The sequence below is a fragment of the Paraplanobispora siamensis genome, assembly GCF_016863175.1.
Taxonomy (GTDB): Bacteria; Actinomycetota; Actinomycetes; order Streptosporangiales; family Streptosporangiaceae; genus Planobispora; species Planobispora siamensis.
On the sequence record NZ_BOOJ01000051.1, the window covers coordinates 131,543 to 145,200 of the forward strand.

8 protein-coding genes are annotated in these 13,658 nt (G+C 73.0%); 3 read left to right on the forward strand and 5 right to left on the reverse strand.

Annotation, left to right across the window (positions count from 1 at the left end):
* Positions 1-16: 16 nt before the first annotated feature.
* From Psi01_RS29150 to Psi01_RS29160, 3 genes are read left to right on the forward strand one after another with little or no spacing between them, the layout of a single operon-like run.
* Positions 17-4,705 carry a type I polyketide synthase gene (locus Psi01_RS29150; protein ID WP_204067318.1) on the forward strand — a complete coding sequence of 1,563 codons (4,689 nt, stop codon included), beginning with the start codon at positions 17-19 and terminating at the stop codon, positions 4,703-4,705.
* A complete protein-coding gene (locus tag Psi01_RS29155; RefSeq protein WP_204067319.1) occupies positions 4,702-8,511 on the forward strand; it encodes an SDR family NAD(P)-dependent oxidoreductase in 3,810 nt (1,269 codons plus the stop codon). The genes Psi01_RS29150 and Psi01_RS29155 overlap by 4 nt, the downstream gene beginning before the upstream one ends.
* 7 nt (positions 8,512-8,518) lie before the next feature.
* The gene (locus tag Psi01_RS29160; RefSeq protein ID WP_204067320.1) at positions 8,519-9,679 is read left to right on the forward strand and encodes an acyl-CoA dehydrogenase family protein; all 1,161 of its coding nucleotides are present in this window, start codon (positions 8,519-8,521) and stop codon (positions 9,677-9,679) included.
* Here Psi01_RS29160 and Psi01_RS29165 read toward each other — a convergent pair.
* From Psi01_RS29165 to Psi01_RS29185, 5 genes are read right to left on the reverse strand one after another with little or no spacing between them, the layout of a single operon-like run.
* Entirely contained in the window at positions 9,642-10,397 is a 756-nt protein-coding gene (locus Psi01_RS29165; RefSeq protein ID WP_204067321.1) for a 4'-phosphopantetheinyl transferase family protein, read from the reverse strand. The genes Psi01_RS29160 and Psi01_RS29165 overlap by 38 nt on opposite strands.
* Positions 10,388-11,176: a thioesterase II family protein gene (locus tag Psi01_RS29170; RefSeq protein ID WP_204067322.1), complete on the reverse strand. Its 789-nt coding sequence runs from the start codon at positions 11,174-11,176 to the stop codon at positions 10,388-10,390. Before Psi01_RS29170 ends, Psi01_RS29165 begins: the two co-directional genes overlap by 10 nt.
* On the reverse strand, positions 11,173-12,258 hold the full coding sequence (locus Psi01_RS29175; RefSeq protein ID WP_204067323.1) for an HAD-IIIC family phosphatase: 1,086 nt from the start codon (positions 12,256-12,258) through the stop codon (positions 11,173-11,175). The genes Psi01_RS29170 and Psi01_RS29175 overlap by 4 nt, the downstream gene beginning before the upstream one ends.
* A complete protein-coding gene (locus Psi01_RS29180) occupies positions 12,255-13,400 on the reverse strand; it encodes an acyl-CoA dehydrogenase family protein (RefSeq protein WP_204067324.1) in 1,146 nt (381 codons plus the stop codon). Before Psi01_RS29180 ends, Psi01_RS29175 begins: the two co-directional genes overlap by 4 nt.
* Positions 13,397-13,654 (reverse strand): acyl carrier protein, encoded by a 258-nt coding sequence (locus tag Psi01_RS29185; RefSeq protein WP_204067325.1) that lies wholly within the window; start codon positions 13,652-13,654, stop codon positions 13,397-13,399. Before Psi01_RS29185 ends, Psi01_RS29180 begins: the two co-directional genes overlap by 4 nt.
* Positions 13,655-13,658: the final 4 nt, after the last annotated feature.

Here is a 13,658-nt window from a genome sequence, read left to right on the forward strand (position 1 = left end):
GAAGAAGGGCATGTTGATGGATCAGCACCATTCACCCGGCGACGCCGATATCGCGATCATCGGCATGGCCGGTCGGTTCCCGGGTGCGACCGACATCGAGACGTTCTGGCGCAACATCAGCACCGGCGTGGAGTCGTTCACTGAGTTCTCCGACGACGACCTGCTGGCCGCGGGAGTGTCGCCGGCGACCTTCCAGCAGCCGAACTACGTGCGGATGCGGCCGATCCTGGACGACATCCGCGGCTTCGACGCCGCGTTCTTCGGCTACAACCCGCGCGAGGCCACACTCGCCGACCCGCAGCAGCGCATCTTCCTGGAGTGCGTGTGGGAGGTCCTGGAGTCCTCCGGGTACGCCGTCCCCGAGGGCCGGGGCAGCGTGGGCGTGTTCGCCGGGATGAACATCAGCGGCTACCTGCTGACCCGGCTCATGGCCTTCCAGATGGGCATCGACACCAGCGCCCTCATGATCGGCAACGACAAGGACGCGCTGGCCACGAACGTCGCCTTCCGCTTCGACCTGGACGGCCCCGCGCTGTCGGTGCAGACGTTCTGCTCGACCTCGCTGGTGGCGGTTCACCTGGCCGGTGAGAGCCTGCGGCGCGGCGAGTGCCGGATGGCGCTGGCCGGCGGCGTGTCGGTGCGCATCCCCGACCGCACCGGCTACCTGTGGGAGGAGGGCGGCCAGGAGTCGCCCGACGGCCACGTGCGCACGTTCGACGCCGAGGGCCGGGGCAGCATGTTCGGCGACGGCGCGGCGGTGGTGCTGCTCAAGCGGCTCAAGGACGCCGTGGCCGACCGGGACACCGTGCACGCCGTGATCCGCGCCTCGGCCGTCAACAACGACGGCGCGATGAAGTTCAGCTATCTGGCGCCGAGCATCGACGGGCAGCGCCGCTGCGTGTCGGCGGCCCTGGCCCGGGCCGGCGTGAGCCCCGACGACGTCTCCTACGTCGAGGCGCACGGCACCGCCACCGAGGTCGGCGACCCGATGGAGGTGGCCGCGCTGACCCGCGCGTTCGGCGCCACGGAGCGCAAGCAGTACTGCGTGCTCGGCTCGATCAAGCCGAACGTGGGCCACCTGGACCGGGCCTCCGGCGTGACCGGCCTGATCAAGGTCGTCCAGTCGCTGCGCAACGAGCTGATCCCCGGCACGCTGCACTACCGCTCCCCCAACCCCGAGATCGACTTCGACAACAGCCCCTTCCGCGTCACCGCCGAGCCCACCCCGTGGCCGCGCACACCGGACAAGCCGCGCATCGCGGGCATCAGCTCGCTGGGCATGGGCGGCACCAACGCGCACGCCATCGTCACCGAGGCCCCGCTCCCCGCGCCGCGCGGCACGCGCTCGCGCCGCTGGCAGATCCTGCCGGTCTCGGCCCGCTCGCAGGCCGCCGCCGAGCAGTCGTGCGCGCGGCTGGCCGCCCATCTGGCGAAGTCCCCGGACGACCTGGGCGACGTGGCGTACACGCTGCAGGCCGGGCGGAAGCTGTACGGGCACCGCAGGGTCGTGATCGCCGACTCGCCGGAGGCCGCGGCGGCCCGGCTGACCGACCCGGCGGCCACGCTGGGACGCGCGGACTCGACCGTCGGGCGCAAGGCCGGCTTCCTCGTCGCGGGGGTCGGCGAGCAGTACCCCGGCATGGTGGCCGCCCTCTACGCCGAGGAGCCGGCGTTCCGCGCGGACGTGGACGAGTGCCTGGCCCTGCTGGAGCTGACCGCGCCGGACCAGCTGTCCGACATCTTCGTGCCCGCCCAGCGGACCGGGGACGACGTCAACGCCCTGGCCAGGCTGCTCGGCCGGACCGAGGCGGGCGCGCCGCGCTCCACCACCGAGTCGCACCTGGTGCAGCCCGCGGTGTTCGTGGCCGAGTACGCGCTGGCGCGGCAGCTCATCCGCTGGGGCGTCGAGCCCGAGATCATGATCGGCTACAGCCTCGGCGAGTACGTGTGCGCCTGCCTGGCGGGCGTGCTGTCCCTGCAGGACGCGCTGCGGCTGGTGGCCTACCGGGCCAAGCTCATCACCTCGCAGCCCGAGGGCGCGATGCTGGCGGTGTCGGCCGACGAGCGCCGGCTGGCCGCCGTCCTGGGCCAGGTGTTCACCGAGGAACTGGACGTGGCCGTGCGCACCGGCTCGCAGGTCGTGCTCGCCGGGCCCGTCGAGGCGGTCGAACGGGCCGCCGCGCTGCTGCTCGAATCCAAGATCGGGCACCGGCGGCTGGAGACCACGCACGCCTTCCACTCCCGGATGCTCGCCCCGCTGGCCGGCGAGCTGACGTCCTGGATCGCCGACAACATCACGCTGAACCCGCCGCGGCTGCCGTACCTGAGCAACGTGACCGGCGAGCCGGCCACCGCCGAGACCGTGACCGACCCGGGCTACTGGGCCCGCCACATGTGCGAGACCGTCGAGTTCGGCAAGGGGCTCGGCCACGTGCTCGGGCAGGCCGACCTGGCGCTCGTCGAGATCGGTCCCGGGCAGTCGCTCGGCGCGCTGACCCGCGGGCACCCCTCCTGCGACCGCAACCAGTGGCCGCTCATCATGACCACGCTCCCCGCCGCCGGCGACACCCAGGACGCCGTCGCCGCGGTGGCGACCGCGGTCGGGAGGCTGTGGCTGACCGGGGTGCCGGTCGACTGGGCCGCGCTGCACGAGGACGACGACTGGGCGCCCGGCCGGGTGCCGCTGCCGACCTACCCGTTCGAGCGGCAGGACTACTGGCTGGAGATCGACCAGAGCGCGTTCAGCGGCGGCGGGGCCGCCGCCTACGACGAGAGCGACCCGACCAGCATCGCCAAGGCGTACCCGCGCCTGCCCGACACCCGCTGGATCCACGCGCCCGTCTGGAAGCAGACCACCGTCCGGCCCGCCCAGGAGGAGGAGGCCGGCCGCTGGCTGGTCTACACCGACGAGGGCCGCGCGGCCGAGCTGGCCGCGCCGCTGCTCGCGCACCTCGCCGCGACCGGCGGGGACGTGGTCCTGGTACGGCCCGGCGAGCGGTTCTCCAGCGACGACGACGGCCTGCGGGTGCGTCCCGGCTCGGCCGAGGACGCCCTGGCGGCGCTGCGCGAGCTGGCCGGACGCCGCTGGGAGCCCGAGCGCGTGGTGCACCTGTGGTCGGTGCAGGACGCCCCGATCGAGGAGACCCTGCAGCGCGGCCTGTACACGCTGGTCGGCCTGGCCCGCGCGGCCGGCGACATGGGCCTGCCCGGCTGGCAGCTCGACATCGTCACCCAGGGCGGCCAGCGGGTGCACCCGGGCGACCGCGTCCACGCCGGGCTCGGCACCCTGCTCGGCCCGGCCCGGCTGATCCCCGTCGAGTACCCGAAGGTCAGGACCCGCGTCATCGACGTCGACGCCGGGGCGGAGGCCCTGCTCGCCGAGCTGCGCGCCGAACCGTCGGACCAGGTGGTCGGGCTGCGCGGCGGGCAGCGGTGGATCCCCGACTACGAGGTGCTGGACACCTCCGTGATCGCCGCCAGGCCCCCGGCCGCCCGGGTCGAGAAGGGCGGCGTCTATCTGGTGACCGGCGGCCTGGGCGGCATCGGCCTGGCCATGGCCGAGCGGCTGGCCGAGCACTACCGGGCGCGGCTGGTGCTGCTGGGACGGACGCCGGTCCCGCCGCGCGAGCAGTGGCCCGCGATCCTGGCCTCCGACTCCACCGCCGCCGAGGTGCGCAGGCGGCTGGAGGGGCTGCGCCGCCTGGAGGCGGCCGGCGCGGAGGTCCTCACCGTCGCCGGGGACGTCTCCAGGCCCGAGGACGCCCGCCGCGCCGTGGCCGCCGCCCTCGAGCGCTTCGGCACGCTGAACGGCGTGCTGCACTGCGCCGGCGTGCCCGCCGTCGGGCTCATGCAGTTCAAGACCGTCGCCGACATGGAACGGGTGCTCGCGCCCAAGGTCATGGGCACGCTCGCGCTGGCCGAGGCGCTGCGCGGCACGCAGGCGGACTTCCTGGCGCTGTACTCCTCCACCACCTCGGCCACCGGCGGCGGCGCCGGCCAGGTGGACTACTGCGCCGCCAACGCCTTCCTCGACTCCTTCGCGCTCAGCGACCCCCTGCCCGGCGTGACGGTCACCTCCGTCGACTGGTGCGAGTGGACGTGGAACGGCTGGACCGAGGGCCTGGAGAACTACGACGAGGGCTCCAAGCAGTACTTCGCCTGGTACCGGGAGAACTTCGGCCTCACCTTCGACCAGGGATGGGAGACCCTGCTGCGGGCCCTCGCCAGCGGTGAGCGGCACGTCGTGGCCTCCACGCAGGACTTCGCGCCGCTGGTGGCGATGAGCCGCAGGTCCTCGATCGAGAGCCACCAGGCGACGGTGAAGAAGATCAGGGACGCGTTCGGCCGGCACCCGCGTCCCGACCTGTCCACCGCGTACGTCGAACCGCAGACCCCGGCCGAGGAGACCATCGCCGGGGTGTGGGCGGAGGCCCTGGGCCTGGAGCAGGTCGGCGTGCACGACAACTTCTTCGAGCTGGGCGGCAACTCGCTGCTCGGCATGGAGATCATCGCCGAGGTCAGGAAGGCGCTGGAGCTGTCCTACCTGCCGCCGCACATCCTCTACCAGGCGCCCACGATCGCCTCGCTCGCCGAGGCGGCCCAGGCCGGCCAGGACGCGGACGAGCAGCCGAGCGAGGCCAAAGACCGGCAGCGGTCCCGAATCGCCCAGCGACGCAACATGCTCAGGAGCGGAAGGACGTCATGACCACCGGAACCGACTACGACTCTGCGGTCGCGTTGATCGGCATGTCCGGGCGCTTCCCCGGCGCCAGGAACGTGACCGAACTGTGGAGCAACCTGCTCTCGGGGATCAAGGGCCTGCGCGCCATCACCGAGGAGGAGCTGCGGGAGGCCGGCGTCGACCCGGGCGTCCTCGCCGACCCCCGGTACGTGCGCGTCGGCGGCCCCCTGCACGACCTCGACCGTTTCGACGCCACCGTGTTCGGGATCAACCCGCGCGAGGCCGAGACCATGGACCCGCAGCACCGGCTGTTCCTGGAGTGCTCGTGGGAGGCCCTCGAAGGGGCCGGATACTGCCCGACCGACGTGCCCGGCCAGGTCGCCGTCTTCGGCGGGTGCGGCTTCCCCGACTACATCGTGCAGAACCTCCAGAACCTCGGCTCGCAGCCGGGCGGGATGCTGCTCATGGCCGTGGGCAACGAGCGCGACTCGCTGGCCTCGCTGGTGTCGTACAAGCTGGGGCTGCGCGGGCCCTCGGTGTCGGTGCAGACGTTCTGCTCGACGTCGCTGGTCGCGGTGCATCTGGCCTGCCAGAGCCTGCTCACCTACGAGTGCGACATCGCGGTGGCGGGCGGCGCGTTCACCCCGCTCCCCCAGCCGGCGGGCTACCTGTACGAGCAGGGCGGCATCATGTCGCCCGAGGGCCGGGTGCGCAGCTTCGACGCCGAGGCGGGCGGCACCGTGATGGGCAGCGGGGCCGGGGTCGTGGCGCTCAAGCGCATGACGGACGCGCTCGCGGACGGTGACATCATCCACGCGGTCATCCTGGGCTCGGCGGCCAACAACGACGGCCGCCTGCGCGCCGGGTACACCGCGCCCGGCGTGGACGGCCAGGCCGAGGTGATCGAGTCGGCGCTCGGCGTGGCCGGGGTCAAGCCCGACACCGTCGGGTACGTCGAGTGCCACGCCACCGGCACCATGCTGGGCGACTCGATCGAGCTGGCCGCCATGAACCGGGTCTTCTCCCAGCCGCGCGAGACGCCGTGCGTGCTGGGCTCGCTCAAGCCGAGCCTGGGCCACCTGGACCGGGCCTCCGGCGTGACCGGGCTGATGCGGGCGGCCATGACGCTCAAGCACGAGCTGCTGCCGGGCACGCCCGGCTACGAGACCCCGAACCCCGCGCTGGCCACCGCGCACGACCGGTTCACGGTGCTGACCGAGGACCGGCCGTGGACGGCGGGGCCGCACCCGCGGCGAGCCGGGGTCAGCTCGTTCGGGCTGGGCGGCACCAACGCGCACGTGGTCATGGAGGAGGCGCCGCACCGGCCCTCCCGTCCCGCCCGCCCCGGACCGCACCTGCTGGTGTTCTCGGCCAACGACGACCAGGCGCTGCGTGAGGTGACCGAACGGCTCCACCGCCACCTGGCCGACGACCGCGGCGACGACCTCGCCGACGTGGCCTTCACGCTCCAGGTCTCCCGCGGCGGCTTCGCTCTGCGCCGCGCCGTCGTCGTCCACGACCGCGACGACGCGGTGGCCGCCCTGGACGACCCGTCCCGCTGGATCGACGGGAAAACCCAGCGCCGCAATCCCAAGGTCCGCCTCACCGCCCCCTCGCACGCCCCGGAAACGTGGTGGAGCGAACTGCACTCCGCGGTCGAGACGCTGCTGCGGCACGCCGCCGCACCCGCCGGTTCGTCCCGCGAGTCGGCGCTCGGCGCGCTCGCCGACGGGCTGGGGGCCATCGGCGTCCGCGTGGTGCGGGACGACGACGGGCAGGCCGAGGAGGTCGTGGTCGCGCCCGGGGAAGGCGGCACCGCGGCCGAGTGGCTGCTGGGGGTCGTGGCACGGTTGTGGATGGCCGGCAGCGTGATCGACTGGGCGGCGCTGCACGACGGGCAGGGCCGGCGGGTCGAGCTGCCCACCTACCCGTTCCAGCGGCGCAGGTTCTGGGTGAAGGGCAACCCCGCGCAGGCGCAGGCGGCGGCCGGTCAGGGCAAGACGTTCGACCGGTCGCGCTGGACCCATCTGCCGGCGTGGAGGCGGCACCCGCTGCCGGTGTCCGATCTGGACGAGCGGCTGCGCGAGGCCGGCCCGTGGCTGGTGTTCGCCGCCGACGACCGCGGCGAGGCCCTGGTCGACCGGCTCGTCCGGGCCGGCGCCGACGTGACCGCCGTACGCGCCGGCGACCGGTTCGAGCAGGAGGAGACCGGCGACTTCACCGTCCGCGTGGACAGGGCCGACGACGTGGCGGAGCTGATGTACTCGCTGGTGGCCATGCCGAGGGCGATCGTGCACGCGTTCAGCCTGGCCTCCGCCGAGCAGGACCCAGGCGCCGACCCCGTGGCGCACTTCGCCCGGGAGCAGCACCGCGGCTTCTACTCGGCGATGGCGCTCTCCCGCGAGCTGGTCGACAACACCGGGTCCGCGCCGCGCGCCGAGCTGGTGCTGCTCACCCCGCAGGCGGTCAGCGTGGCGGGCGACGACCTGCGGCACCCCGAGCACGCCACCCTGGCCGCGCTCACCCCCAGCCTCCAGCAGGAGAACCCGCGGCTGCGCTGCCGCCACGTCGACGTGGACGCCGCCGGCGACGCCGCCGTCCTGGCCGAGCAGGTGCTGGCCGCCGCGGTCGCCGGGCACGAGGGCCCGGTGGCGGTGCGTGCGGGCGAGACGTGGCTGCGCACGTACGAGCCGTATCCGATCGAGGAGCCGGCCCCGGAGCGGCAGCAGGTGCGCGACGGTGACACCGTGCTCATCACCGGCGGCCTCGGCGACGTCGGCCTGGTCCTGGCCCGGCACTTCGCCGACGCCTACGGCTGCCGCCTGGTGCTCACCGCGCGCTCCCCGCTGCCGCCGCGCGAGGAATGGGACACCTATCTGGCCGCGCCCCCGCCCGGCGGCGAGCGCGCGGCCCGGCACATCCGCAACATCCGCGACCTGGAGAGCCGGGGTGCGACCGTGCTCGCGCTGTCGGCGGACGTGGCCGACGAAGAGCAGATGCGGGCCGTCGTCGCCGCGGCGCTCAAGCGGTTCGGCGCGATCGACGTGGTGGTGCACGGCGCGGGCGTGCAGGACGGGGCCTACTTCAACTTCGCGCACCTGATGGACCGGCAGCAGTGCGAGGCGCACTTCGCGGCCAAGGTGACCGGGTTCCACGTGCTGCAGAAGGTGCTCGGCGAACAGTGCCCGGACCGGCGGATCACCCTGTCGTCGATCGCTTCGGTGCTCGGCGGGATGACCCTGGGACCGTACGCGTCGGCCAACGCCGCCCTGGACGCCTACGTCCGCGTGGCGCGCACGGCCGGCCGGGGACGCTGGGTCACCGTGGACTGGGACACCTGGAACATCGACCCCGACCGTGTGGCCGGCCACAGCGAGGCCGTCGCCGACTACACGATGACCCCGGCCGAGGGCGTGGACGTCCTGGAGCGGGCGCTGTCGGCGGCCGACCGGGTCGGGCACCTGGTGATCTCCACCGGGTCGCTGGACTCCCGGATCGCGCAGTGGGTCACCGGCGACCTCCACGGTGGCGACGACGACTTCGACGACCGCGAACGGCATCCGCGCCCGGAGCTGAACAACCCGTACGTGGAGCCGCGCGAGGGCACCGAGGCCACGCTGGCCGACATCTGGTCGCGCGTGCTCGGCATCGACCCCATCGGCGCCCTGGACAACTTCTTCGAACTGGGCGGCCACTCGCTGCTGGCGATCGAGCTGACCACCAGGATCCGCAGGACGCTCAGCGCGTCGGTGCCGGTGACCGGCCTGCTGGAGTGCCCCACGGTCCGCCAGCTCGCCGAACTGCTCGACGCCCGTGACGAGGAGGACTGAGCACCCGATGAAGCAGCCCGAGTACCTGCGGACCGTGCAGGGCTTCGCCCGGCGTGAACTGCTGGGCAAGGACGCGTACTTGGACTCGCTGGCCGAGGCCCCGCTCCCGCTCTACCGGCGCTTCGCCGACACCGGCCTGGCGAACTGGTGGATGCCCAAGGAGTTCGGCGGCCTCGGCATGGGCCTGGAGGAAGGCGTCCACATCGCGGCCGAGCTGGCGTACTCGGACGCCGGGGCCGCGTTCACGCTCTTCATCCCCGTGCTGACCACGAGCATGGTCCAGTGGTACGGCGGCGAGGAGCTCAAGGAGCATTACCTCAAGCCGCTCGTGGCCGGCAACGGGTTCGCCGCGACGCTGGGCAGCGAGCACGCCGCCGGCAGCGAACTGGCCAGGATCACCACGACCGCGCGCCGCGAGGGCGAGGCGGTCGTGCTCGACGGCCGCAAGGCGTTCTCCACCAACACCGACTTCGCCGACTTCCTCGTCGTGATCGCGCGGGCCCAGGACGACCCGTCGGGCTACCTGGCCGTCCTGGTGCCGCGCGACACGCCGGGGATCACCGTGGACAAGCGATGGGACGTGATCGGGCTGCGCTCGTCGGCCACGTACCAGGTGTCGCTGTCGGAGGTACGGGTGCCCGCGGGGAACGTGCTGCGGGGCAACGGCCTGCGCCTGCTGGAGGTAGGTCTGAACGCCAGCCGCATCCTCATCGCCGCCACCGCCCTGGGCATCGCCCGGCGCGTGCGGGACGTGTGCATGGAGTACGCCAAGACCAAGTCGGTCAAGGGGGCGCCGCTGACCGCCAACGCCGTGTTCGCCGCGCGGCTGGGGCAGTTCGAGATGCAGATCGAGGTGATGGCCAACCAGTGCCTGGCGGCGGCGCGGGCCTACGACGAGATCGCGGCCCGCCCCGACGCGGGCGAGGAGTTCCTGCGCGCGGGCACGCTGAAGCAGGCGCTGACGACGAAGATGTTCTGCGGGCAGACGGGGTGGCAGATCGCCTCGGCCGCCTCGGAGATGTTCGGCGGGCTCGGCTACACGCACGACGCGGTCGTCGGCAAGCTGCTGCGTGACATGCGGTACGTCTCGATCGTCGAGGGCGGCGACGACGTGCTGCGGGACCTGGTGTTCAGTCGGTACGTGGTGCCGGTGTCGAAGAGATCGTGACCACCGCGGCGGCGTAGCCGGGGGCGACGTCGAGCCAGCGGACCGGACCGCCGAGGGAGCGCGACCGTTCACAGGTCGCGCTCCCTTCGTGTCCTCCTTCGTGTCCTCCTCCGTGTCCTCCTCCGTGTCCTCCGTCGTGGACGAGCACGTCGCCGAGCCGGGCCAGGCCGCCGCCGGTGGCCTTGACGAACGCCTCCTTGGCGGTCCACAGGCGGAAGTACCCGGCCAGGGCGGCGCCGGGGGCGGCGCGCAGGCGGGCCGACTCCTCCGGACGGTAGAAGCGCTCGGCCATGGCCAGGGGGTCGAGGTCGGCGCGGAGGCGTTCGACGTCCACGCCCACGCGCCACCCCTGGGGGGCGACGGCGATCAGGGCCCACTCCTCGGAGTGCGACAGGTTGAAGTCGGGCGCGGGCCGGCCCCCGCCGAGATCGAGGCGGGGGCGGCCCGAGGGGTCCTTCGCGAAGCCGACCCGGTCGGCGGGCACGCCGCAGAGACCGCCCAGCACGGAGCGCAGGGCGGCGTGCGCGACGACGTACCGGCGGCGGTCGACGGCGCGGGCGAAGGCGCGCGCCCTGTCCCGTTCGCCCTCGGACAGCCACCCCCACCACACCGCCCGCTCGGCCCGGTCCAGAGACACCTTCCACACCCGCACCCCGGACGGCCACGACCACGCGTCCCCGGCCCGCGGGTCCGTGGTCGTGGCCGGTTTCACACCCATGGGCGGAGGGTCTCCGCGACGATCGCGTGGGTGCGGGCCGCCTGCTCGAAGACGGCGAAGTGGCCGCCGTCGAACGGGTACGGGGCGAAGCGGGCGCTGGTCAGCGCGCGCCACCCCGCTGTCTTGTCCGGGGAGACGCGCGGGTCCGCCGAGCTCGTCAGCAGCGAGATCGGCAGGTCCAGCGGCGGCTCGTCCCGGTAGACGTAGGTCTCCTTCACGGTGAAGTCGGCCTGCACCGCGGGAAGGATCATCGCCAGCGCCTCCGGGTCGGCCAGCAGCCACTCGGGGGTGCCGCCGAGCGACCGCAGCAGCGCCGCCACCTCCTGCCTGTTCATCTTCCCCACCGGCGGCCCGTCCTCGTAGGTGAGGTGGGGGGCGTCGGAGCCGGAGACGAACAGGTGCACGGGAGCCGGCCCGCCCCGCCGCCGGATCTCGCGGACCAGCTCGAACGCGACGATCGCGCCGAGGCTGTGGCCGTACAGGGCGTACCGGCGACCGGCCGCGGACGCCTCGACGTCCGCGAGCACGGCGTCGGCCAGGTCCGAGACCAGGGGCTCCATGCGCAGGTAGGGCGGCTCCCGGTGCCGGGACTCGCGGCCGGGCAGCTGGACGGGCTGCACGGCCACGCCGGGCAGCTTGCGCTGCCAGGCCCGGAACGCGGAGGCGGCGCCGCCGGCGTGGGGCAGGCAGTACAACGGCAGGGCGCCGGGCTCCGCGCCGGTGAGGGCGCGGAACGGCAGCCACTGCGACAGCACGTCCTCGGTGATCGTGACACTCATGTCCCGATCTCCAGACGGACGTACGGCGGCGGCGGCTGAACGGCGCCGAGATCGGCCTGCAGCACCACGTGCGCCCCGTTGCGCTGGACCTCGCGGAACCCGGCGAACGCGTACGTCACCTGCATCATCCGATTGCGCCCGGTCTCCACGAAGTCGGCCCGCACCGCCACCCCGGCCTCGGCGGCCAGCCGCAGGATGTGGTTGAGCAGCACCATGCCCACGCCCCGGGACATGACCCGGCACGACATCAGCAGCATGCGCAGCCACCACACGTCCTGCCCCTTCTCGACCAGGGCGAGACCGATCTTGCCGTAGCCGCCGAACCTGTCGGTCAGCGACGCGACCAGGAGCAGGTGGTCGGGGGACTCCCGCAGGGCGTCCAGCTCGTCGTAGGAGTAGGTGCGCCCGGTGGAGTTGAGCTGGTTGGTGCGCACGGTCAGCTCCTCGGCCCGCTGCAGGTCCTCCCGGTGGGCCGGGGAGATGGTGAACGACATCTCCAGGCTCGCCAGGAACTCCTCGTTGGTGCCGACGAAGCCCTCCTCCAGCTCGTCCCTGGCGAGCTGGCTGCGGTACATCTCGCGCCGCCGCGCCGACTCGTCGGTCACGAACCGGGGCCGGAACTCGGGCCTGGCCAGGGCCTCCTCCAGGTCGGTCACGTCCACGCAGATCATGTCGGGCAGCTCGTGGGCCACCTCGGCGCGCTCGAACTCCTGGTCGTCCACGAACGCGAAGGCGTCGATCCCGAGGTTGAGCGCCTTGGCGATGTTCTTGATCGAGTCGGACTTGGCGTTCCAGTTGATCTGCGGGTAGAGGAACAGGTCCGCCAGGCCCAGCTCGGTCAGCTTGGCCAGGGCCGCCTCGCGGTCGTTCTTGGAGGCGATCGAGTGCAGGACGCCCTTGCGGTCCAGCTCGCGGATGCGCTCGACGACGGCGGGGCGCACGGTGACGTCGCCGTCCTCCAGCAGCACGCCGTTCCACAAGGTGTTGTCCAGATCCCACACGACGCACTTGACGCGGCCCCGCCGGGGCTTCTCCGGCGCCACGAAGACGCCGGAGTCCTGGTGTTCGGTGGTCACGCTCATCTGGTCATCTCCCGCTCCGCCTGCCCTGCGATGGTGATGCGCTGGATCTCGTTGCTGCCCTCGATGATCTCCATGACCTTGGCGTCCCGGTACAGCCGCGCCACCGGGTAGTCGGGGCTGCAGCCGTTGGCGCCGTGGATCTGCACGGCCTCGGCGGCGTGCCGGACCGCGGCGGTCGAGGCGAAGTACTTCGCGATCCAGGTCGCCATGATCGTGCCGGCGTCCCCGGCGTCCTTCAGCCGGCCTGCCTCGGCCAGCAGCAGCCGGGCCGCGCGGGCGTCGGTGACCATGTCGGAGAGCTTGGCCTGGATCAGCGGCAGCTCCGACAGGGGCCGTCCGCCCACCTGGCGGTAGGCGGCGTAGGAGGCCGACGCCTCCAGGCACGCCTGGATGATGCCGACGGACCCGGCCGCCACGCTGTAGCGGCCGAGATCGAGGGTGCCGGTCAGCACCATGCCGGCCGTGAAGCCGCTGCTCGGCCCGAGCAGCGCGTCGGGGCCGAGCACGACGTCGTCGAAGGAGATCTCGGCCAGCATGGAGGCGCGGGTGCCGAGCATGTCCTCGATCGGCGTGACCCGCACCCCCGGCGCGTTCCTCGGCACGAGGAAGGCGCCGATGCTGGCGGCGGTGCGGGCGAACACCAGGAACAGGTCCGCCCGCTGCCCGCCGGTCGTCCACTTCTTGACGCCGTTGATCACCCAGCCGCCGCCGCCCTCGACGGCGGTGGTCGAGATGCCGGAGGTGTCGCTGCCGGCGCCCGGCTCGGACAGGCAGAACGCCCCCAGCGTCCGGCCGGCGGCCAGCTCGGGGGCCCACCGGGCGTGCTGTTCCGGCGTGCCCCAGCGCTGCACGGTCCAGGCGACCATGGTGTGCACGGTCAGCAGGCTGCGCAGCGAGGAGCAGCCGCGGCCCACCTCCTCGTGCACCTCGCCGAGCGTGACCAGGTCCATCCCGGCCCCGCCCGACTCGAGCGGCAGGAACGGCGCCCACAGACCCGCCGTGGCCACGTGCCGCAGCAGGTCCTCGGGGACGCGGCCGATCCTGTCGTACTCATCCGCGTACGGCACCACGTGCGTGTCGACGAACGCCCGCGCCGAGCGCCGGTCGACGACCTGGACGGGTGCCGGTGCGACGAGCGTCACGCGGCGGCCACGGTCGGTGAGAGGCGGGCCACGAGCCCGGCCATCGCGGTGGCGCTGCGGAAGTTGTCGATCTGCAGTTCCTCGTTGGGGATGGTGACGTCGAAGGTCTTCTCGACGTACATCACCAGCTCCATCGCGAACAGCGAGTTGACGAAGCCGAGCGCGAAGATGTCCTGCGCCGCGTCGATCTCGGCCTGCGGGTACCGGCCGCGGACGAAGTCCAGGATCTGCTCCTGGGCGGTGGGGTGCGACATCGAT

Bases quoted from the DNA above. Each gene is read 5' to 3' on its own strand.
- Psi01_RS29185 (WP_204067325.1), bottom strand. From the start codon at position 13,654: ATGTCGCACCCCACCGCCCAGGAGCAGATCCTGGACTTCGTCCGCGGC.
- Psi01_RS29160 (WP_204067320.1), top strand. From the start codon at position 8,519: ATGAAGCAGCCCGAGTACCTGCGGACCGTGCAGGGCTTCGCCCGGCGT.
- Psi01_RS29150 (WP_204067318.1), top strand. From the start codon at position 17: ATGGATCAGCACCATTCACCCGGCGACGCCGATATCGCGATCATCGGC.
- Psi01_RS29155 (WP_204067319.1), top strand. From the start codon at position 4,702: ATGACCACCGGAACCGACTACGACTCTGCGGTCGCGTTGATCGGCATG.
- Psi01_RS29175 (WP_204067323.1), bottom strand. From the start codon at position 12,258: ATGAGCGTGACCACCGAACACCAGGACTCCGGCGTCTTCGTGGCGCCG.
- Psi01_RS29170 (WP_204067322.1), bottom strand. From the start codon at position 11,176: ATGAGTGTCACGATCACCGAGGACGTGCTGTCGCAGTGGCTGCCGTTC.
- Psi01_RS29165 (WP_204067321.1), bottom strand. From the start codon at position 10,397: ATGGGTGTGAAACCGGCCACGACCACGGACCCGCGGGCCGGGGACGCG.